This is a genomic window from Paenibacillus sp. J22R160 (genome assembly GCF_059692135.1).
Genome location: NZ_JCAUAU010000002.1, coordinates 446,757 through 469,122, shown reverse-complemented (window position 1 = coordinate 469,122; position 22,366 = coordinate 446,757). Strand labels below are relative to the sequence as shown.

Sequence of the window (22,366 nt, the reverse complement as noted above, 5' to 3'; positions counted from 1 at the left end):
ATCACCTCTCGACGGACTCCATGATGAAGGCTTCGATAATGTCGCCCTCTTTAATATCATGATAACGCTCCAGAGATATACCACATTCATAACCTTGTGCAACTTCTTTTTGATCATCTTTAAATCGTTTCAAGGAATCAATTTTGCCTTCATGAACGACAATACCGCTGCGGATTAAGCGAGTTTGAGCGTTACGAGCAATTTTACCCGAGATAACCATACAACCGGCAATTGTACCTGAGCCCGTAATTTTGAACACGTTACGTACTTCAGCTTGACCAAGAACAACTTCTTTGAAGATTGGATCCAGCATGCCTTTCATTGCTTGCTCGATTTCTTCAATGACATTGTAAATGATATTATGCAGACGAATATCAACTTTCTCTTGATCTGCTGTAGCTTTAGCAGCTGACTCTGGACGAACGTTGAAACCGATAATAATCGCATTGGATGCCGAAGCAAGAATAATGTCAGACTCCGTAATCGCCCCTACACCGTTATGCAGGATTTTGACACGAACGCCTTCCACTTCAATCTTCTCAAGCGAACTTTTCAGTGCTTCAACAGACCCTTGAACGTCACCTTTGATAATGACATTCAAATCCTTGATTTCGCCATCTTTGATATGCTTGAAGAGGTCATCCAATGTTACGCGTGAATTAGCCGTCATCTCGGATTGACGCAGTGCAATGGAACGACGATCCGCGATATCTCTCGCTTTACGCTCATCTTCATACACTAAGAATGGATCTCCAGCTTGAGGAACATCCGTTAGACCTGTGATTTCGACTGGCGTAGATGGACCCGCTTCTTTCAAGCGTTTGCCCTTATCATTAACCATCGCTCTGATACGGCCGAAGTGAACGCCAGCAACGAAGCTGTCTCCTACTTTAAGCGTACCATGTTGAATCAGGACACGAGCCACTGGGCCTCTTCCTTTATCCAACTCAGCTTCAATAACCGTTCCTCTTGCACGTTTGTTCGGGTTAGCTTTGTACTCTTGTACTTCCGCCACGAGCAAGATCATCTCTAAGAGATTTTCAAGTCCGATACGTTGTTTCGCGGAAATTTCACAGAAAATTGTATCGCCGCCCCACTCCTCCGGAACCAATTCATAGGCTGTAAGCGCCTGTTTGATTTGGTCAGGATTCGCGCCTTCTTTATCAATCTTGTTCACAGCTACAATGATTGGAACGCCTGCCGCTTTAGCGTGGTTAATCGCTTCTACGGTTTGTGGCATTACACCGTCATCTGCTGCTACAACGATAATCGTAATATCCGTAACTTGTGCACCGCGGGCACGCATTGTTGTAAACGCTTCGTGACCAGGTGTATCCAAGAATGTGATCTTTTTATGGTTAACTTCAACTTGGTACGCCCCAATGTGCTGCGTAATTCCGCCAGCTTCGCCTTCGGTAACGCTTGTTTTACGAATTGCATCAAGAAGTGTCGTTTTACCATGGTCAACGTGACCCATAATCGTAACAACGGGTGGACGCTCAAGCAGATCTGCCTCATCATCCACTTCTTCAATCGTCTCGAAGTTGTCTTCTTCGACTTTAATTTTAATCTCAACTTCAACGCCGAATTCAGTTGCAATCAATTGAATAGCGTCCAGATCAAGCTCTTGGTTAATCGTCGCCATTGTTCCTAGGAACAATAGTTTTTTGATAACTTCAGAAGCATCTTTGTGGAGCAATTTGGCTGTTTCACCAACCGTCATGCTGCCGCGAACGATGATTTTCTTAGGTGTGTTATCAATTTTCTCTTTCTTAACGGTTTCTTGCTGATATCTGCCGCGGTTGTTGCCACGTTGATTGCCACGGTTATTACCGGATGGCCCACGGTTACCGCCAGAGCGGTTATCATCAAAACGCTTAGGCGTTGGTTTGGATTTCTTAGTTGTGATCACACCAGCCTTCGCTGCTGCATCATCCAATTCAGCTGCTGTTGCTCCAACATGGAACTGCGGCTTAGCTTCTTGAATAACGGGTCTTCCGCTTTGGTTATTGTTACGGTTGTCAAAAGGTTTGTTTTGACGATTAGGTCCTGTACTGCGGTTAGGGGTCGCGCCTTGCGGACGTCCACTATTTGCGCTTTGTCCGCCGCCAGTAGATGCACCTGCACCTTGGTTAGGACGAGATCCCGCATAATTGCTATTGGTGCGTGGAGCTCCGCCTTGGCCTTGACCCTGGTAGGAGCTGCCTTGACCGCTCGGACGTTGGCTGTTATACCCGCCAGGTGATCCACCACTTGGACGTCCATCGTTAGAACGGAAAGGTGGTCTGTCTCCGGAACGTTGACCTTGACCCTGTCCTTGGCCTTGATAGCCTTGGCCACTTGGACGTTGTCCGCCTTGGGAAGATCCTTGATAGCCGGAACGTTGCCCGCCTTGTGAGGAACCTTGACCGCTTGGGCGTTGTCCGCCTTGGCCTTGATAACCCGTGCGTTGTCCACCCTGACCTTGACCGCTTGGACGTTGTCCGCCTTGGGAAGAACCTTGACCACTTGGGCGTCCATCACGCTGAGGTTGGGAAGGGCGACTTGTCGTACTAGGTGTAGCTTGCGTAGTAGTTGGTTGCGGTGTCACTGCACCACTAGTTGAATTGTTGGCTGATTGTTCTGAAGAAGCAACAGGCGTATTGGAAGCCCCCGTTGCTGCACCTTTATTCTCTTGTGCTGGAGCCTGCGATGCAGGATTCTGATTCGTCGTTGATGAACTCACATTTCCTCCGTCCGTAGCTGCTCGTTTGGCAGCCGCATTAGCTTTTATATCACGGAAAAATTTCTCCACGGAACTAACCGCGTCATTTTCCATTACACTCATATGATTGTTAACAGGGATATTTAAACGTTTGAGAATGGTGATAATCTCTTTACTGCTCATATTGAGCTGTTTGGCGTATTCGTATACGCGGGTTTTATCTTTATTATCTTGTTGTTTATTGGTCAATATGTTCCACCTCCGCAGGATTTTCTTGACTTTTCTGCAGCATCTGCGCGAAGCCTCCGTCCAATACACCTATGGTGACACGCATCTCTTTACCAATGCTGCGGCCCAATTCATACTTCGATCCGATTTCCATGAGAGTCACCCCATAAAATTGGCATTTATCCTGAAATTTCTTACGTGTATTAGCCGAAGCATCCTCCGCCATAATGACAAGCTTAGCTTCTCCCGAACGAATGGCTTTAAAGACGCCTTCATCGCCGGTAACCAGCTTTCCTGCCCGCATCGCCAAACCCAATTGGTTAAAAAATTTAGGATTCATCTTCGGATTCCTCCTCTTTGGAGGAGAGAAATTCATCCTCAACCCGAATAAAATCTTGTTCCAGTTGGTCATAAATATCAGCGCTTACGGCATGCTTAAGTGCTCTATCCAAGGCTTTGCTTTTCTTTGCCAATTTAAAACAAGAAACTTTACCGCATAAGTAGGCACCGCGCCCGGATTTTTTCCCTTTAAGATCAATGAGAATGTCATCTTCAGGCGTTTTTACGATGCGGATCAATTCCCTCTTCGGCATCATTTCCTGGCAGGCCACGCATTTTCTCAGAGGGACTTTTCTCTGCTTCATTCCGATCACCCCTTGCTCCCAAACAAAAACTTAATCGATACTGACTGAATCTTGATGCATTTCTTCTGTATAAGTTTTCACTCGGCCAAATTCTTGTTCCGCTTGTGTTTCACTCTTAATGTCGATTTTCCAGCCTGTCAATTTAGCTGCAAGGCGAGCATTTTGCCCTTTGATACCAATTGCCAAAGATAGCTGATAGTCTGGAACAATGACGCGTGCCATCTTTTCATTTTCATGAATTTGGACTTCAAGAACTTTGGAAGGGCTTAGTGCATTGGCCACGTACTCTTCCACGCTTTCCATCCAACGAACAATGTCGATTTTCTCGCCGCGCAGCTCAGTTACGATCGTTTGAACGCGTAATCCTTTGGGTCCTACACAGGAACCTACAGGATCAACCTCAGCATTGCGTGAGTGAACAGCGATTTTGGAACGGAATCCTGCCTCACGAGCCACTGAACGAATTTCGACGACGCCATCAAAAATTTCAGGCACTTCGAGTTCAAATAAACGTTTAAGCAACCCCGGGTGTGTACGGGACAAAATGATTTGCGGTCCTTTAGTCGTATTCTCCACTTTGGTGATATACGCTTTGATCCGATCGCCCTGCTTAAACTTATCTGTTGGCATGAGTTCAGTTAAAGGCAGTACAGCCTCTACTTTACCTAAATCAACATAAATGTTGCGTTGATCTTGACGCTGAAGAATACCCGTAACAATATCTTCCTCTTTGTCAATAAATGCATTGTAAATTAAACCTCGCTCAGCTTCACGAATACGCTGCGTTACGACCTGTTTCGCTGTTTGAGCAGCAATTCTACCAAAATCGCGAGGCGTAACTTCAATTTCAACAATATCTTCCAGTTGATAATTAGGATTAATTTCACGCGAAGCGTGTAGCGAAATTTCCAATCTTGGATCGAGTACTTCCTCAGTTACGGTTTTGCGTGCAAATACCTTGATGAGACCCGTATGACGATTGATATCTACGCGCACGTTTTGTGCGGTGTTGAAATTACGCTTATAACTTGAAATCATCGCTGCTTCAATTGCATCGATAAGTAACTCTTTAGAGATACCCTTCTCACGTTCAATTTCCGACAGCGCTTCGATGAAATCCGTGTTCATTTGAACTGAGTCCCCCCCTTCAATAAGTAACGGTCACTAAAATACGATAGCCAAACGAGCGCTTGCTACCTTAGTAAACGGAATAGTAACTTTCTTTTTGCCAATTTCAATGATGAGATCTTGTTCGTCAAAGGATACCAATAATCCTTCAAACTCCTTGGAGTCCTCGATCTGCTCATAGGTCGTAACAAATACGTGACTGTTCACAGCCTTGTAATAATCCTGCGTCTTCTTCAATGGACGTTCAGCCCCTGGTGAAGAAACCTCCAAGAAATAAGCATCAGCAATCGGATCTTTCTCATCCAATTGAACACTAAGGTATTCACTGATACGGCCGCAATCATCTATATCAATTCCGCCTTCTTTGTCAGCGTAGACGCGAAGGAACCAATTGCTGCCCTCTTTGACATATTCAATATCCACGAGTTCAAATCCATTTTGTTCAATGAAATCCTTCAGCATGTCCTCTATGACGGATTTGATGTGTGCTTGTGTAACCACAGATAAATGTACCTCCTAAATTGACTTTCCCTAGTCACAACCCGAAAAGTCCTATATCAAAATGTAAAGAGTGGGTTTCCCCACTCTTTAATCACAAGATGATATCCTCATTATTGCCAATAAAAATTATACCATAACCAATCTTTGCATTACAATAGCAAACTTGTTAATGATTTTCACTTGACAGCTAATTTTTCAACTAAGCTATCCAATGAAATTTAGAAAAGTGACAACTGATTAGATTCCGGCATACCTCGGAAACATCCCATCGACGTTAATAGCTCAATCACGGTTTTGGAAGCTTTAGAACGATTCTGGAAATCCTCGATGGAGAGGAAATCGCCCTCGTCCTTGGCAGATGCAATATTTTTTGCTGCGTTCTCGCCAATGCCTGACATGGCCGCAAATGGTGGAATCAATGAATTGCCATCAATCGTAAATCGCGTTGCATGCGAACGATAGATATCAATCGGCTTGAAGCTGAAGCCACGAGACGTCATCTCTAGTGACATCTCCAAAATGGAGACCATGGCTTTTTCTTTTGGAAGCGCCTGAAAGCCCTTTTCCTCAATTTCAATCAAGCGTTTCAGAATAGCGTCATATCCTTGGCACAGCAGTTCAAGATCAAAGTCGGCCGCACGAACGCTAAAGTATGTCGCGTAGTACGCAATCGGATGATAAACCTTGAAATAGGCTGTACGAACAGCAGAAATAACGTAAGCAGCAGCATGCGCTTTTGGAAACATATATTCAATCCGTTCACAAGATTCAATATACCAGGCAGGCACGTTACACCGTTTCATTTCGTCTTTCCATTCATCCGTTAGCCCTTTACCTTTACGCACACTCTCTGTGATTTTAAAGGCTAAACCAGCATCCATACCTGCTTTATAAATTAAGAATAGCATGATATCATCCCGACAACCAATAACGGTCTTAATATTGCATATTCCCTTTTTAATCAACTCTTGAGCGTTACCTAACCAAACGCCCGTTCCGTGGGACAGACCAGAAATTTGCAGTAAGTCGGCAAACGAGCTTGGTTGGGTTTCTTGAAGCATCTGACGCACGAACTTCGTTCCCATTTCCGGAACGCCATAAGTGGCAACTGGAGAACGAATCTGATCCGGGGTTACATTAATTGCTTCGGTTGAGTTAAAAATACTCATCGCTTTAGAATCATTCATTGGAATGCTTGTCGGATCAATCCCCGTTAAATCTTGCAGCATCCTCATCATCGTCGGATCGTCGTGTCCGAGAATATCAAGTTTAAGCAAATTGGCATCGAATGCGTGATAGTCAAAATGTGTGGTTTTCCATTCTGAATTCTTATCATCTGCTGGGAATTGAACAGGTGTAATATCATCAACTTCCATATAATCAGGAACTACAACAATTCCCCCTGGATGTTGCCCCGTACTACGCTTAACTCCAGTACAACCAGCGGCTAACCGATTCAACTCAGCGCCCCGCCACTTCTGGCCCTGCTCTTCTTCATACTTTTTCACGAATCCGAAGGCGGTCTTCTCTGCAACAGTACCAATGGTACCGGCACGGAAAACACATTTCTCACCGAAAATTTCTTTCGTGTAATTATGGGCAATCGGCTGATATTCGCCAGAGAAGTTCAAATCGATATCGGGAACTTTATCCCCTTTAAAGCCTAGGAATGTTTCAAAGGGAATGTCATGTCCGTCTCCTTTGAGGTTTCCACCACATTCCGGGCATACCTTGTTCGGGAGATCGAATCCGCTCGGAACACTACCGTCCAGGAACCATTCACTGTGCTGACACGAGGCACAAATATAATGCGGAGGAAGCGGATTAACTTCAGAAATACCAAGCATCATGGCAACTACGGAAGATCCGACAGATCCCCTTGAACCTACAAGGTAACCATCCTTATTAGACTTTTTAACCAGTCTTTCGGAGATCAAATAGTTCGCAGAGAAACCGAATTTAATGATTGGAACAAGCTCTTTTTCCAACCGGGCAACGATAACCTCTGGGAGCTCATCGCCGTAGATACCTTTCGCTGTAGCGTAACAGGTGTTTCGAATTTCATCGTCCGCGCCTTCAATAATTGGCGTAAACAGTTTATCCGGGAAGAGCTCAATCGCTTCGAACCGATCAGCCAGTTCATTTGTACTGCGCACAACAACCTCTAGGGCCTTCTCTTCACCCAGAAATTTAAACTCTTCCAGCATCTCTTTCGTGGTGCGGAAGTGAGCATCCGGCTTCTTCATTGATTTCAGTGGGCTAAAACCGGTAATCCCATTAATGGTTATGTCACGGCATACTTTCTCACGAGGATGTAGGTAATGAACATTTCCTGTCGCAATAACCGGTTTGCCCGTTTTATAACCGATTTCACAAACGCGGCGTACGGCGTTCTCGAGATCCTCAACACTGCCAACAAGCCCTTTTTCAACCAAATGCATATTGTAGCTCACCGGTTGGATTTCCAAAATATCATAGAACTCAGAAACTTGTTCGGCTTCTTCGATCGTTTTGTTAAGAACAGCCTCAAAGAACTCCCCTTTTTCACAACCGGACGTAATGAGAAGCCCTTCTCTTAATTCGACTAACACGCTCTTCGGAATCGTAGCGCCTCTTTGTAAGTAAGTCGTATGGGATAAAGAGATAAGTTTAAATAAGTTCTTTTTGCCAACCGCGTTAAGTGCATAGATACAGCAATGGAATGGTCGCTGATTCGACAAATCTTTGCCGACGTAATCGTTTAGTTTGGCGAGACTCGTTATTTGTCGATCGTTAGCCTCATTAATTAAATGATAGAGCACAAATCCTAAGGCGATGGAGTCATCAATCGCACGGTGATGATTTTCTAAGCCTACCTTAAATTTATCGGATAATGTGTTCAAGCGATGATTCTTCATGGATGGGAACAAAAATCTGGCAAGTTCCAATGTATCTAATACAGAATTCGTAACCTCAGGCAGTCCCATACGCTTCAGATTCGCTTGAAGGAACCCCATATCGAAGCGCGCGTTATGTGCTACAAGGACGGAATCGCCAATAAAATCTATAAACTTTGGAAGCTCCTCCTCAATATCAGGCGCTCCAACTACCATGTCATCTGTAATATTCGTTAATTGCTGAATATTATAAGGGATTTTCTCATGCGGATTAATGAACGTTGCAAAACGATCGATTTCCTTACCATCTTGCATTTTAACACCGGCAAGCTCGATGATTCGGTTATTTGTAACGGATAAACCCGTAGTCTCAACGTCGAAAATAACATATGTCGCTTGCTTCAAGTCAAGATCTCGGCCATTCATGACGATGGGCACAGAGTCGTTGACTACATTAGCTTCAACGCCGTAAATCACTTTAATCCCGTGTTTTTTCGCGGCTTTTCCTGCATCAGGAAAACATTGAATATTGCTGTGGTCCGTAACTGCAATTGCTTTATGACCCCATTTAGCGGCCATTTTCACATAATGATCGATCGGGGTTAGAGCATCCATTGTGCTCATTGTAGTGTGTAGATGGAACTCAACACGCTTCTCAGCAGCATCATCCATTCGATCCTTCGGCGCCATCACTTCTGTCAAATCGTTTGGAATCATAGCAAGCTCAGGGATTTGCATGAATCGGTCATACTCAACCTTACCTCTCGCTCTGATCCAAGTTCCGTTTTGAAGTAAACTCATAATCTTCACGTCATCTTTGGTTTTCGCAAAAACTTTCATCGCCATTGAGTCCGTAAAATCCGTTAAGTTGAAAGTAAACAACGTGTTACCGTTTCTTAATTCCTTAACATCTAAGCCGAATACAGTTCCTTGAACCGTAATTTTCTTCTCTTCTTCTTGAATATCTTTCAGCGGAGTCGGTACTTCCTTAATGTCGTACCCCATGACGAGTTTCAAATCATCCGGTAAAGAGGATTCTTCTTCCTCCATGTCAATCGACATCATGATTTCTTGTGTAATCGTCTTCTCGCTTTGCTCTCGCTGCTTAGCAAACTTTTCGTATTCTGTTTCAACATCCGCAGAATTGCTTATCGCATATTTAACCGTCAATTCCGTTTGGAAAAAGTTATGGAAAAAGTCCCGAATGAATGCATCGATATTCTTTTTCTTAGCAAGCTCTAGACCAATCGCATCGAGCATGATGAGGGATAGTGTTTGCCCTTGTACTTCAAATTTGGCTTTCGCCATCCAGCCGTTAATGGATGGCACTTCGCGCTGCAGCCATTCCATGAATAGGCTCCAGTATTCATCCACCAAAGCAGCTGGCTCCGCCCCTTCAAACTTCCAAATAAAACGAATCTTCGCAATTTGCGCGAATTTTTCTTGAATCATTTTACAAAAAGAGCGGTAAATGTTCTGAGGCACTAATTCATTTTTCACCAAATAAAAAGTCCAGTCGCGATTCTTCCGACTAATTTCTACTTGATCGATATAGCCTTCTGTAAAAAATGATCGCACGATATCGGCTGGAATCTCAGCTTGCTGCATCAAAAGCTCAAAGCGATTCCGTTTATCAGCCAAATTACTCATGAACAGCCTCCCCATAAAAATACGAAGGGCAATGGATGACTTGCCTCCATTTGCCCTTATTGTAGTAATTAGTAACTGCGGCCAAATACGACCGTATGTTTAGCAGCTTCGCCGCATACCAGACATGTTGACTTCGTTTCTGTAGGTGTGAAAGGAATATTACGACTTGTCGCGCCTGTTTCTTGCTTCACTTGTTCCTCGCATGCGTTAGAACCGCACCATCCGGCTAAAGCAAAACCACGTTTCGTCTCAAGGAAGGTTTTGAATTCATCGATAGAATCCACGGCAATATAATGCTCGTCACGGAACTGCTTGGCTTTATCATACATCTGCTGATGAATCTCAGCAAGTAAATTTTGCACTTCTTCGACAAAATTCACTTGTTGAACGGTTTTCTTTTCCCCGCTTACACGGGATACAAGAACAACTTGTCCATTCTCCATGTCACGTGGTCCCAATTCAACACGAATCGGTACGCCGCGCATTTCATATTCATTGAATTTCCAGCCAGGGCTTTGATCCGCACGGTCGTCCACTTTCACTCGGACACCAGCTTTTTTAAGTTCAGTGTACAGCTCGTCTACCCGCGCGATAACTTGATCCCGCGTTTTTGGAGGGCCAATTGGAATCATGATAACTTGCGTCGGAGCGACTTTTGGCGGAAGCACTAAACCTCTGTCATCGCCATGAACCATGATCAGCGCACCGATGAGTCGAGTACTTACCCCCCATGAAGTGGTATGTGCAAATTGATGCTGATTCTCGCGATCCAAGAATTTGATATCAAAAGCAACTGCGAAATTCGTACCCAGGTAGTGAGAGGTCCCCGCTTGTACAGCTTTTCCATCTTTCATCATCGCTTCAATCGAGAACGTATCAATTGCGCCAGCAAATTTTTCAGAAGGCGTTTTTTGACCAACGATGACCGGTATAGCCAAGAAATCTTCCGCAAATTGACGGTACACGTCTAACATTTGCATGGTTTCACGGCGCGCATCCTGCTCATCCTCATGTGCCGTATGGCCTTCTTGCCATAGGAATTCCGTCGTACGCAGGAAAGGTAAAGTACGTTTCTCCCAACGCACCACATTCGCCCATTGGTTAATCAGCAAAGGCAGATCACGATAGGAGTTGATCCACTCGGAGTACATATGCCCGATCATAGTTTCGGAAGTAGGGCGAATCGCCAAACGTTCTTCCAGTTTCTCCCCGCCTGCTTCGGTCACCCATGGTAGTTCTGGATTAAAGCCCTCTACATGCTCTTTTTCCTTTTGGAAGAAACTTTCTGGAATAAATAGAGGGAAATAAGCGTTTCGGTGTCCCGTTTCTTTGAATTTGCTGTCCAACTCGCGTTGAATGTTTTCCCAAATTTCGTAGCCATCCGGTTTAAATACGATACAACCGCGAACTGGCGAGTAGCTCATCAGATCCGCTTTTTTGATCACATCTATGTACCAACGGGAGAAATCTTCCCCCTGTGGTGTAATCTCTTTAACAAACTGCTTATCGTTTGACATAAACCCTCCTAGATCATTTAGAACTATCCCTTAATTAAACGTAAAATATCATTATACGTTACGGCCACCATAAGCAGCATAAGCAGCGCAAACCCAACGAAGTGAACCATGCTCTCCCGGTTCGGATCTATTGGCTTGCCGCGAAGCGCCTCTAGCCCCATGAACAATAGTCTGCTTCCATCCAAAGCAGGGATCGGCAAAAGATTAAATATCCCAAGATATAAGCTTAGTGTAGCTGTCCAAGAGAGAAAAACAGTTATTCCCATTTGGGCAAACTGGGCAGATACCTGGGCTGTTCTTACCGGTCCTCCTAAATCGTCGAGTTTAAATTGCAGCGTCACGAGCTTCTGCAGCCCCGAAACGATTCCAATTGTTGTCCCAACAACTTGTTCATAGGTTCCACTTATTACTTCAGTAAATGAAGCAGTTCTTCGATCACCTGAAATCACAACGCCTAATTTGCCAGAACCAGCTTCCATTTCGGGTGTTACCTGAAGAGTCAATGGGTTTCCTGCGCGGTCAATCACCCAGGTCATTGGCTTCCCGGCAGATGATTGAATCGTCGTTACCAGTTTCTCGCGGTCATCGCCGATTGGCTGATTATCAATCGAAATGATAATATCGCCTTTCTGTAAACCTGCCTTCTCTCCTGCCTTACCAGCAAGAACGGAATCCAGTTTCACATTCGTGAAGACACCGGACATGATTACAACGATCAGGAATAGCACAATCGCTAAAAGAAAGTTCATTACAGGTCCCATTACGATAGCAAGGGCCCGTTGTCCTACGGTTTTCGAACCGAATTGCCGATCATATGGCGCGATCTGTGTTTCGATTCCTTTGGTTACCATCAGCGCTTCTCGGTCAATGGGATAGGTCACTCTTTCTCCATCCACATCGAGTGAAACTTGAAGCGTTCTTTCTAGATCAATTTGTTCCACAACACCCAAAATGACATTGGAGCGACGGTCTAATTGATCGAGAAAAAGGGAGGATACTTCATTTTGTTTATTTAATTTAACGGCAACGGTTTGTCCAGGGTTCACTTGAACAATTTCCGGATCCTCGCCTGCCATACGTACAAAGCCACCGATTGGCAAAATGCGAAGCGTATAGCGAGTTTCCCCTTTTTTATATGAGAAAATCTTGGGTCCAAAACCGATGGCAAACTCTCTAACTAAGATGCCTGCACGTTTTGCAAAGTAAAAATGACCCCATTCATGAATCGTTACAAGAACGAAAAACAACAAAATAACCTTCAATCCAACTTCTATGGCTGACAAGTCGTATTTCCTCCTTCATGGACAGCATGTTCTTAGATTACCATTATTGAACCGCTGAATACAAGCTATGCCCGATAAGCACAGTATACGAGCTGGGAGAATGAATTAGACGTACCTGTCACCAGAGAAAAAAAGAGCCGAGCCACACTCACTGACTTAAGCTCTTAACCCATTAAAATTGAATAGACTCCGCAAATGATCTAGCCCATAGATCCTGCTCATGAATGAGCTCCAGCGCAGGATTGGAATAAGACTCATGCTTCTGTAGAGCTGCTTCAATGATTTCTTCGATTTGTAAAAAAGTAATTTCCCCATTGAGGAAACGTGCAACAGCAATTTCATTGGCAGCATTGAAAACCGTCGGTGTCGTACCACCTTGTCTACCGCTCTCATAAGCCATTCGCAAACACGGATACCTGGTATAATCCATCTCGCGGAAATGTAGTTTGCCAATCGCAGCTAAATCTAACCGCTTAGTCGGAGTTATGTATCTATCAGGATATGTTAATGCATACTGAATCGGCACACGCATGTCCGGGTTACCCAACTGAGCAATAATGCTGTTGTCAACAAATTCAACGTAGGAGTGAATGACACTTTCCGGATGAATCAAGACATCAATTTGATCATAGGAAAGGTCGAATAACCAGTGCGCCTCAATTACCTCAAAACCTTTATTCACCATCGTGGCTGAATCAATTGTAATTTTGGCTCCCATCGACCAGTTCGGATGCTGTAAGGCTTGCTTAACTGTAACGTCCTCTAACTCTGCGCGAGTACGATCCCGAAAAGAGCCGCCGGATGCCGTTATCGTAATTTTGGAAACTTGCGATATGTTTTCACCGTTTAAACATTGATAAATCGCTGAATGCTCACTATCAATAGGCAGTACAGCCACACCTTTTTTACGTACAGCTTCCGTTACAATGTGTCCTGCACTCACTAAAGTTTCCTTGTTCGCAAGTCCGATGTGTTTACCAGCATCTATTGCAGCAAGTGTAGGTCTTAAACCTTGACTTCCTACCAATGCGGTGACAACTAAGTCAGCGTCCGTCGCAGCGGCTACTTCAATAAGCCCATCTTCCCCATGTACAACCTTCGTGCCAGCCGATATGTTCATCTGAACCTCGTCCGCCAACTCCTTCGTTGCAACGGAGACAAGTTTCGGTTTAAATTGGTTAACTTGCTCAATCAATAACTTCGTATTAAATCCGCCAGATAAAGCTTCAACTTGAAATTTCTCTGGGGCATTTTGTATGACGTCTAAGGTTTGTGTACCGATAGAACCTGTTGATCCTAAAATGGCAATCCGTTTCATGACTAAGCACCTCGCCCATGACAATTACATAGGTATTATTCCGATCACATAAACAAATGGAAACACAATTAACCAACTATCCATCCGATCCAGCACACCGCCATGACCAGGAAGTAGTGTCCCCGTATCTTTGATTCCTTTCACACGCTTATAGGCAGACTGAATCAGGTCGCCAACTTGTCCAACAACAGCAATGATAAAACCAAGCGCCAACGCTTTGCCAAACCCTAGTAGATCCGGGGCAAACCAAGCGAATATAAACGCTGCGAACATAGAGATGACAACGCCGCCAATTGCGCCTTCTATTGATTTCTTAGGGCTAATTTGGGGCCACAGAAGGTTCTTGCCTAACTTGGAGCCAACGAAATAGGCGCCCGAATCCGATGCCCAAATACAAACAAAAACTAGGATTGACCAAAACAAGCCGTGCTCTGCTAAACGTGCCGCAATCATATAATAGAAGCCAAATGCGATATAGACAACGCCTAATAAAATGACAGAAACCTGATCAATCGTGATTTTATTTTTCGAAACTACAGTTATAAATAGAAGTAAGAACATAGCAAACCAAATGATCGCACTTGTGGAAATTGGAGAAGTTATCCCAACGAATTCCCAAGGTATTGTTATGTACAAAAGTGCAACTAAACCAACGGCGCTAGTTAACTTATACTTCGTGTAGCCACTCATCTGCAAATATTCCCGATAGCCAATCATCGAGAGCAATACGATTAATCCTGCATACCAGTAACCGCCTAATACTAATAACGTAATAAAAACAAGCCCAGCAATAACGCCTGTGACAATCCTTTGCTTCAAGTTGAATCCTCCTAGATGAACAACTTCAAATCCGGCAGCAATTCGTTAAACCGCCACCGTTAGGAGAAATCGAAAGGGTCACTTACAGTCCTCCGTATCTTCTCCCACGGCGTTGGTATTCAGCGATGGCCTGCAAAAATAAAGATTCTGTAAATTCCGGCCAATAAGCCTCAGTAAACCAAAGCTCTGAATACGCCAACTGCCACAACAGAAAATTGCTAAGTCTCAACTCACCGCTCGTGCGAATTAACAAATCGGGATCTGGTAGATCTGAAGTAAGCATATACGATGAAAAACGAGTCTCGTCCAGCTCTTCGGTTTGCAGCTTGCCGCTTTGAACATCACGAATCATATCTTGCACACCAGCAATCATTTCTTTACGTCCACCATAGTTTAAGGCAAAGTTCAAAATGAGTCCTGTATTATTTTTCGTCCGTTCGATAGCTCCCTCTATAGCGTTCAACGTATAGTCAGGCAAGCCTTCTTTCCAACCCGTCATGCGGATCCGAACATTATTCTCAATTAGCTCTTCAATTTCCAAAGGAAAAAACTCTTGTGGAAGCTTCATCAAAAACTCCACTTCTTCTTTAGGTCTTTTCCAATTTTCTGTAGAAAAAGCATACATCGTCAATACTTTAACACCAATCTCATTAGCTGCCATCGTAATTTTCTTTACATTCTTCATGCCGGAATGGTGCCCGGCTACACGCGGCAAACCTCTTTGTTTTGCCCAGCGGCCATTTCCGTCCATAATGATAGCGACATGCGCTGGCACTTTGTCCAATTCAATTTCTGGTCTAGCTGTAGATGCTTGCTGATCTTTCATTCCAAACCATTGTTTAAATCGCTTGAGCACTGTTGTTCCTCCCAACTAGGGAAAGATGAAAAACCCCCAGCGACTACCCGGGGGCATATCTATCTTATACTTCCATGATTTCTTTTTCTTTAGCAGCCAAAACTTTTTCAACTTCAGCTACGAATTTATCCGTAAACTTCTGGATATCTTCCTGATGCTTACGGGACTCATCTTCCGAGATCCCAGCTTTTTCAAGCTTTTTGATCTCATCATTCGCATCGCGGCGAATATTACGAATAGCCACTTTGGCTTCTTCGCCGAATTTTTTTGTCATTTTAACAAGATCTGTACGGCGCTCTTCCGTCAATGCCGGGATCACAATTCGAATTACGATACCATCATTGGATGGTGTTAGACCCAAATCAGACTTCATGATGGCTTTCTCAATAGATGACATGGAGCTTTTGTCCCATGGTTGAATAAGCAAAGTACGTGAATCAGGAGTAGTTAAATTCGCTAGTTGATTCACAGGTGTCATTGCTCCGTAATATTCCACTTGAATACGATCCAATAAAGAAGGCGTAGCACGACCAGCACGTAGCGAAGTTAAGTCTCTTTTAAGTGCGCCGATGGCTTTATCCATCCGGTCTTCTGCGTTCTTTTTCACTGCTTGTGGCATCGATTAGACACTCCCTTTAACTGTAGTCCCAATTTTCTCGCCAAGGACCACTCGTTTAATATTCCCTTTTTCTGTAATGTTGAACACCACCAACGGGATGTTGTTATCCATACATAGGGAAGATGCGGTTGAGTCCATGACACCTAAATTATTACTGATAACTTCCATATAGGTCAACGTTTCGAATTTCTTAGCTGTTGGATCTTTGAATGGATCTGCAGAGTAAACGCCATCCACTTTATTTTTGGCCATGAGAATGACTTCTGCTTCAATTTCAGCTGCTCTTAATGCCGCTGTCGTATCTGTAGAGAAGTATGGATTCCCTGTACCAGCCGCGAAAATGACAACTCTCGATTTCTCCAGGTGACGAATTGCTTTTCTACGAATGTAGGGCTCAGCCACTTGCTGCATCGTAATAGAGGACTGTACTCGTGTAGGCACTTCGATATTTTCCAAAGCATCCTGCAGAGCCAAGGAATTCATAACGGTCGCAAGCATCCCCATGTAGTCCGCTGTCGCACGGTCCATCCCTTTTTCACTGCCGGCGATTCCACGCCATATGTTACCGCCACCAACAACGATAGCGACTTCCACGTTTAATTCAACTACGTCTTTCACTTGCTGGGCAATGGAGGTAATGACTTCTGAATCAATGCCGTACCCTTGCTGTCCTGCCAGAGCTTCGCCGCTCAATTTGAGCACTATTCTTTTATAAAAAGGTTGACCCAACTTGTATAACCTCCGTTTCCATGCATGAACAAACTTATTGGCTAAAAAAGAAGGAACACCAAGTGTTCCATCTTTTTTGAAAGAGCTATTATAGTTTAACTTGGGACATAACTTCTTCTGCAAAGTTTTCTTGTTTCTTCTCAAGGCCTTCACCAAGACCAAAACGTACGAAACGACGAATGGAGATGTTTTCGCCGATTGCAGCGATCTTCTCGTTCAACAATTGATCGATTGTTTTGTCTGGATCTTTAACGAATTGTTGCTCCATTAAGCAGAACTCTTCGTAATATTTACCGATACGTCCTTCAACCATTTTATCAATGATTTTCTCTGGTTTGCCTTCGTTAAGAGCTTGGTTGCGAAGAATTTCTTTTTCTTTTTCCAAAGCTTCTGTCGGCACTTCTTCACGACGAACATAAGTTGGGTTAGCTGCTGCGATGTGCATTGCGATATCTTTACAGAAAGTTCTGAATTGCTCTGTTTTACCTACGAAGTCAGTTTCACAGTTGATCTCTACAAGAACACCAACTTTACCTCCAGCGTGAATGTAAGATTCTACTGCGCCTTCAGTTGCGATACGACCTGCTTTGTTAGCTGCCGCGGAAAGACCTTTCTCGCGAAGCAATTCACCAGCTTTTGTGATATCACCATTTGCTTCTTCAAGCGCTTTTTTGCAATCCAACATTCCTGCGCCTGTTTTTTCACGTAATTCTTTCACTAGTGCTGCTGTAACTGCCATTGAAAGAAACCTCCCGTTTGTGGTTTAATATGTAATGCTCTTGCTTTAAAAAAAGGGTGGTGACAGGCTGTTACACCTTCCAACCACCCTTTTCCATTCCTATAAATTAAGCTGTTGTTTGTTCGCCTTGGTGTGCTTCGATAACTGCATCAGCAATTTTCGCTGTAAGCAATTTAACTGCACGAATCGCGTCATCGTTACCTGGGATCACGTAGTCGATCTCGTCCGGATCACAGTTCGTATCAACGATACCAACAATTGGGATACCCAATTTACGAGCTTCTGCAACAGCAATACGCTCTTTACGTGGATCGATAATGAATAGTGCGCTAGGCAAGGATTTCATGTTTTTGATTCCGCCCAAGAATTTCTCAAGACGCTCTTTCTCTTTGCGGAGAATGATAACTTCTTTCTTAGGTAGAACTTCGAATGTACCGTCCTCTTCCCATCTTTCAAGAGTTTTCAAACGGTCAATACGTTTTTGAATCGTTTGGAAGTTAGTAAGCGTACCACCCAACCAACGTTGGTTGATGAAGTACATTCCGCAACGTTCTGCTTCTTCAGCAACGGAATCTTGAGCTTGTTTTTTTGTTCCTACGAAAAGGATTGTTCCATTATCTTCAGATACGGATTTAACAAAGTTGTAAGCTTCCTCAACTTTTTTAACCGTTTTTTGTAGATCGATAATGTAAATTCCGTTTCTTTCTGTGAAAATGTACTTGTCCATTTTCGGGTTCCAACGACGTGTTTGGTGACCGAAATGTACGCCAGCTTCTAAAAGCTGTTTCATGGAGATAACTGCCATCCCCAATCCCTCCTCTAAAATGGTTTATTTGGTATCCGCCGCCTGTCGCATCTTTGCATAAAACTTACCAAAGTAAGCACCATTATACAAATTGACTGGCGTGAGTTTTTAACACCGTGAATAAATATACCACAACTCAAATCCCTATGCAACCTTTTGTCGATAACGTATTTTCCCGTGACAATAGGGATGTTTGAATAAAAAAAGACCTCAAAATAAAGATCAATTTGAGCGTCTACTGCTGGGAAGTTATGAGATTCGACACAACTTTCTGTAAATCCATTTGCCCTTCAAAAACGTGGAAGCCAACTTGCAATTTGGTGTTCCCACCTTGCTTTTCAAGCTCAGTTGCAAATGCCTTGCGATCGGAAATTAGACCGGATTTCAAAAGAAGCTCACTAACAGCCGTTGCATCAAGATTTGGCTGCACGTAGACAACCGTTCTAATAACTGTCTCTACTTTAGGCTGGTCTTGAGGTTTAGCCGCGGCTAGTTTGTCCGTTTCTTCTTTCACCTTTTTTTGAACAGAAGCATCCATTTCAGCTTGCGTATACATTTTAGTGCCTAAATCAAACACTTGATAGTATTTAGTGGCTTCCTCTTTCAACTTCTGAGGATCCATTTCATCAAGAGCCAAGCCAGATTTGCCCGGAACGCTTGCCCGAACTGACATCATTTGCAGCAACAATGCTCCAACAATAATCCCAGTTCCAATACCTAAAATATACGAACGATTTTTAAGCACGGGTCTGCTCCTCCTGTCGGGAAAGCTGTAGAATCAAACTAACCTCACCTTTATTCATCCCTAATTTCTTAGCGATAGCTTCAACGCCTTTACCTTGATCATGCAAAGAAAAAAGCTCAGCATATCGGCTTTTCATACTCAAACCCACATAAACCGGCTCTTCTTCCATAATAGGTGGTTCAACGACTAAAGCAGAATTCATGAAATGAGGGTCTACCGCGGCTGCCTGTTGCCCAAACGCTAAATCCACGGCAGGAACTGAAGCTAGGCTAGCTAGGTTCACTTGATCTTTGACATGCACTTTAGTCAACTCTTGCGACAGCTCATGTTTCTGCTTCTCCAAAGTTTCCAGCCTGCCTGCCAGCTTGGCAAGTTCAACCTCGTAATCTTGTTTGGTCTTCGAGAACAGGCTCAGCAGCGATTGATTCTGCTCATCCATCTCAGCGGCAAAGTGTTCTATCGTCTCCTCGATCTCCTGAACGACAGTCATCTTGCCGGAGGCTGTCACTTGTTCCTTAGGTAGGAAACGCGCATAAACAATCACAACCAGTCCTAAAAGCACGACATACATCCAAGGCTGCATAGCCACTTATGTTCACCTTTTTCTATAAATGAAATAACGCATTATAAGGATAAATCAATATGATGACCTTTGTACGGATGATTCGGTTGATGTTCAGGTTCAGAAGAGACTGCGGACGAAGTCTTTCTGTTCTTAGACTTTTTCTCTGCCATCTGCTGCTTCTGCCCACCATGGTCATTGATATCAGCTTTAGCGCTTTCTTCAAGCTTGCTGCTGTGGTGTCGATCTTTCACAGTAGATTGAGCCGCTTGATTTTCTAAGATAGTCTCATCTTGGCGCGGTTTCTGCATCAACTGATTTTGACGAATTCCCGCCTCATCGTTTTTGTGTACAGCGAACTGTAAATCGATGGCTTTAAAACTCATCGCTTACCCACCCCTTCACTCACACGTAGGCACTCATTGAAATATCTCCTTCGTGCAAACGGAACGTCATTCGATTCGTCGAATCTTTGATGAATTTCGTATAGCGCCCAATGACAATCTTAGTTCCTCCGTAAACAGTCGACAAAACCTCAACCTTCGCTTGTTCGGAATCTTCTAATGATTTTTCGATCTCAAGAATACGTTCCTTAATCGTATTTTGCTCTTCGACACCTTGCTTTTTCGTATGATTCAGCTTAACTCGCATCGCAAGTTTATCCGGAGTCAGTTGACCAGCAGCTGCTAATGAATCCAACAATGAAAGGGCTTTATCTGTTTTATCCAAATTCTCCATAAAGACCCTCAGTTGATTTCGCAAATGTATCATTTCATTACGGAGTTCCGGTAATACCCCCACTTCAATGACAGTTGTGGTTGACATGGAGTTTCCGATTGTACGCGCAGTCACACGTTCTCCCGCTTGAATGGTACCTCCAACGATGAGCCCTTTAGCTCCATTGCAGCTAACTGCTTTGCCAGCTCGAATGGTTGAATGCATGATGCTCTGTGAGACTTTCAATTCGCCTAACACTTCAACGGTAGCATCTTGAATAAAAGAGCTCTTTACATTTTTACCGGCTTTCACAAAAGCTTTATTTTGACCTACAATGCCAGCATTTATCTCAATTGAGCCATCCGCTTCAAGCTCTGCAGCTTCAACGCCTCCAGTGACGCGAATATCGCCCGCAGCACGGATTTTAAAACCAGGCAACACATTGCCGCGGACAACAACAGTACCGATAAAATCAATATTTCCAATATGATAGTCTACATCTCCATTCACTTCATAGACAGGAAATACGTTAAACTTATCTCGATCTGTTTTTACAACCATCCCATCAATCAAGGCATAAAGCCCCTTTTGTTCGGCGTCTGCAATGACATTCTTACCAATTTTAAAACGAGCTTCTTTCCCAGCTTTAGTCAAAATCGTCTCACCGGTTACTGCACGTCCGGGAGTTCCTTCAGTAGCCAAGAAACGCTGCCCGATAAGCTGTCCTTTTTTTACATTATGTAGGGATACCACTTCTTTATAGTTGACCCTGCCGTCATCCAGCTCTTGAGGTTTTTTGTCATTCTCATCAAAATCAAAAATATAAGAAATATAGCCGTTAGCACCTGGTTCTGCTTTCGTCCCTGCAGCGATAACTAGATTTTGTTGATAAAAAGACTTAGGATTTGCAGCTATTTGAGCAAGTAATGGTCGATTCAAACCATGTACAATGCGGTTTTTCTGTGCTAAGTCTTCCAATTGATCAGCTGTTACATAAAGAGTATCATCTACATTATTTATAAGTAAAAATGCTGATAATTTATCATTCGAGATGGAAATATTGATGTAATATTCTAAAGGCATGTTCCTCTCAAGCATGGAATTCCACCCTTCAACTTTAGCAAGTTTATATTATGTATCTTGAAATAGCTGATTCTTAAATCGGCTAAGTACACCCTTTAAACGAAGAATCGCTTTTGAATGTAGTTGCGAAATACGCGAAGGAGATAAGCTCATTACTTCGGCGATTTCGCTTAAAGATAGTTCCTCGAAATAAAATAACGAAACCACAGTACGTTCCTTCTCTGTTAAACGTTCAATAGCTTTAGCTAGCGACTCCTTCAGATAAAACTCATTTACTTGAAACTCCGGGTTTTTAGCTTTTTCATCAACAAGTAATGAAAGTCGTGTTTCCGAATCTTCTTCCCGAATTGGATCATCGATGGAACACACAGTAGTAATAGAAATATCTTGAAGCATCTGTTGGAAATCTTGTTCACTAACCTGCAAGTATGCGCTGATTTCGGCATCGGTCACAGAACGAAGATACTGTTGTTCAAGCTTTTGGTAGGCCTCTTCAACCTTTTTGGCCTTTTCTCTAACAGATCGCGGGACCCAATCTCCTTGCCTGAGACCATCGATGATAGAGCCACGGATTCGCCAGGATGCATAAGTTTCGAATTGTAATCCGCGGACGTAATCAAATTTCTCCACGGCATCAATTAGACCCATCACGCCATAGCTGGACAGGTCTTCTTTCGAGACGCTTTTGGGTAGTCCAATGGCTAGACGTCCTGAAACATAATCGACTAAAGGCAAGTAACTTTCAATCAGTGCCTGCTTAGCGGGAACCCAGCCATCTTCCTTCCACTGCTTCCATAAGTCGAAATTCGCTAGTTGTGATTGCTTTTGTTCGATCATGATTTA

At 43.6% G+C, this 22,366-nt stretch carries 20 protein-coding genes; all 20 read right to left on the bottom strand.

Going from position 1 to position 22,366, the window contains the following annotated elements; translation table 11 throughout:
- Position 1: 1 nt before the first annotated feature.
- The 20 genes from infB to AC58UW_RS05640 all read right to left on the bottom strand — a co-directional run bounded on the left by infB (position 2) and on the right by AC58UW_RS05640 (position 22,360).
- Entirely contained in the window at positions 2–2,953 is a 2,952-nt protein-coding gene (gene infB / locus AC58UW_RS05735; RefSeq protein WP_497419721.1) for a translation initiation factor IF-2, read from the bottom strand.
- Positions 2,943–3,272, bottom strand: coding sequence for a L7Ae/L30e/S12e/Gadd45 family ribosomal protein (locus tag AC58UW_RS05730; protein WP_497419720.1), 330 nt, complete (start codon positions 3,270–3,272; stop codon positions 2,943–2,945). Before AC58UW_RS05730 ends, infB begins: the two co-directional genes overlap by 11 nt.
- Entirely contained in the window at positions 3,262–3,576 is a 315-nt protein-coding gene (gene rnpM / locus AC58UW_RS05725) for an RNase P modulator RnpM (RefSeq protein ID WP_497419719.1), read from the bottom strand. The genes AC58UW_RS05730 and rnpM overlap by 11 nt, the downstream gene beginning before the upstream one ends.
- Before the next feature lie 30 nt (positions 3,577–3,606).
- Positions 3,607–4,704 (bottom strand): transcription termination factor NusA, encoded by a 1,098-nt coding sequence (gene nusA, locus AC58UW_RS05720; protein WP_157321183.1) that lies wholly within the window; start codon positions 4,702–4,704, stop codon positions 3,607–3,609.
- Between the two features lie 36 nt (positions 4,705–4,740).
- Positions 4,741–5,205, bottom strand: coding sequence for a ribosome maturation factor RimP (gene rimP / locus AC58UW_RS05715; RefSeq protein ID WP_328803399.1), 465 nt, complete (start codon positions 5,203–5,205; stop codon positions 4,741–4,743).
- Positions 5,206–5,423: 218 nt separating this feature from the next.
- Positions 5,424–9,731, bottom strand: coding sequence for a PolC-type DNA polymerase III (locus tag AC58UW_RS05710; protein ID WP_497419718.1), 4,308 nt, complete (start codon positions 9,729–9,731; stop codon positions 5,424–5,426).
- 68 nt (positions 9,732–9,799) lie between these two features.
- Positions 9,800–11,248 (bottom strand): proline--tRNA ligase, encoded by a 1,449-nt coding sequence (gene proS / locus AC58UW_RS05705; protein ID WP_497419717.1) that lies wholly within the window; start codon positions 11,246–11,248, stop codon positions 9,800–9,802.
- 23 nt (positions 11,249–11,271) lie between these two features.
- Positions 11,272–12,531 carry an RIP metalloprotease RseP gene (gene rseP / locus AC58UW_RS05700; RefSeq protein WP_497419716.1) on the bottom strand — a complete coding sequence of 420 codons (1,260 nt, stop codon included), beginning with the start codon at positions 12,529–12,531 and terminating at the stop codon, positions 11,272–11,274.
- A 172-nt stretch (positions 12,532–12,703) separates the two neighbouring features.
- Positions 12,704–13,849 carry a 1-deoxy-D-xylulose-5-phosphate reductoisomerase gene (locus AC58UW_RS05695; RefSeq protein WP_497419715.1) on the bottom strand — a complete coding sequence of 382 codons (1,146 nt, stop codon included), beginning with the start codon at positions 13,847–13,849 and terminating at the stop codon, positions 12,704–12,706.
- A 24-nt stretch (positions 13,850–13,873) separates the two neighbouring features.
- Complete coding sequence (locus tag AC58UW_RS05690; protein WP_497419714.1) at positions 13,874–14,668, bottom strand: phosphatidate cytidylyltransferase; 795 nt, start codon at positions 14,666–14,668, stop codon at positions 13,874–13,876.
- A gap of 82 nt (positions 14,669–14,750) precedes the next feature.
- Complete coding sequence (gene uppS / locus AC58UW_RS05685) at positions 14,751–15,494, bottom strand: undecaprenyl pyrophosphate synthase (protein ID WP_497419996.1); 744 nt, start codon at positions 15,492–15,494, stop codon at positions 14,751–14,753.
- A gap of 94 nt (positions 15,495–15,588) precedes the next feature.
- Complete coding sequence (frr, locus tag AC58UW_RS05680; RefSeq protein WP_157321196.1) at positions 15,589–16,143, bottom strand: ribosome recycling factor; 555 nt, start codon at positions 16,141–16,143, stop codon at positions 15,589–15,591.
- A gap of 3 nt (positions 16,144–16,146) precedes the next feature.
- Positions 16,147–16,872: a UMP kinase gene (pyrH, locus tag AC58UW_RS05675; protein ID WP_145656416.1), complete on the bottom strand. Its 726-nt coding sequence runs from the start codon at positions 16,870–16,872 to the stop codon at positions 16,147–16,149.
- Positions 16,873–16,960: 88 nt separating this feature from the next.
- On the bottom strand, positions 16,961–17,611 hold the full coding sequence (gene tsf / locus AC58UW_RS05670; RefSeq protein WP_497419713.1) for a translation elongation factor Ts: 651 nt from the start codon (positions 17,609–17,611) through the stop codon (positions 16,961–16,963).
- Between the two features lie 106 nt (positions 17,612–17,717).
- Positions 17,718–18,416, bottom strand: a complete 699-nt coding sequence (gene rpsB / locus AC58UW_RS05665; protein ID WP_127451023.1) for a 30S ribosomal protein S2 — start codon at positions 18,414–18,416, stop codon at positions 17,718–17,720.
- A 235-nt stretch (positions 18,417–18,651) separates the two neighbouring features.
- Positions 18,652–19,161 (bottom strand): hypothetical protein, encoded by a 510-nt coding sequence (locus tag AC58UW_RS05660; protein ID WP_497419712.1) that lies wholly within the window; start codon positions 19,159–19,161, stop codon positions 18,652–18,654.
- Positions 19,154–19,744 (bottom strand): hypothetical protein, encoded by a 591-nt coding sequence (locus AC58UW_RS05655; RefSeq protein ID WP_497419711.1) that lies wholly within the window; start codon positions 19,742–19,744, stop codon positions 19,154–19,156. Before AC58UW_RS05655 ends, AC58UW_RS05660 begins: the two co-directional genes overlap by 8 nt.
- A gap of 41 nt (positions 19,745–19,785) precedes the next feature.
- Positions 19,786–20,109, bottom strand: a complete 324-nt coding sequence (locus AC58UW_RS05650) for a hypothetical protein (protein ID WP_497419710.1) — start codon at positions 20,107–20,109, stop codon at positions 19,786–19,788.
- A gap of 19 nt (positions 20,110–20,128) precedes the next feature.
- Positions 20,129–21,538 carry a flagellar assembly protein A gene (locus AC58UW_RS05645; RefSeq protein WP_497419709.1) on the bottom strand — a complete coding sequence of 470 codons (1,410 nt, stop codon included), beginning with the start codon at positions 21,536–21,538 and terminating at the stop codon, positions 20,129–20,131.
- Between the two features lie 33 nt (positions 21,539–21,571).
- A complete protein-coding gene (locus AC58UW_RS05640; protein ID WP_497419708.1) occupies positions 21,572–22,360 on the bottom strand; it encodes a FliA/WhiG family RNA polymerase sigma factor in 789 nt (262 codons plus the stop codon).
- Between the last annotated feature and the right edge of the window lie 6 nt (positions 22,361–22,366).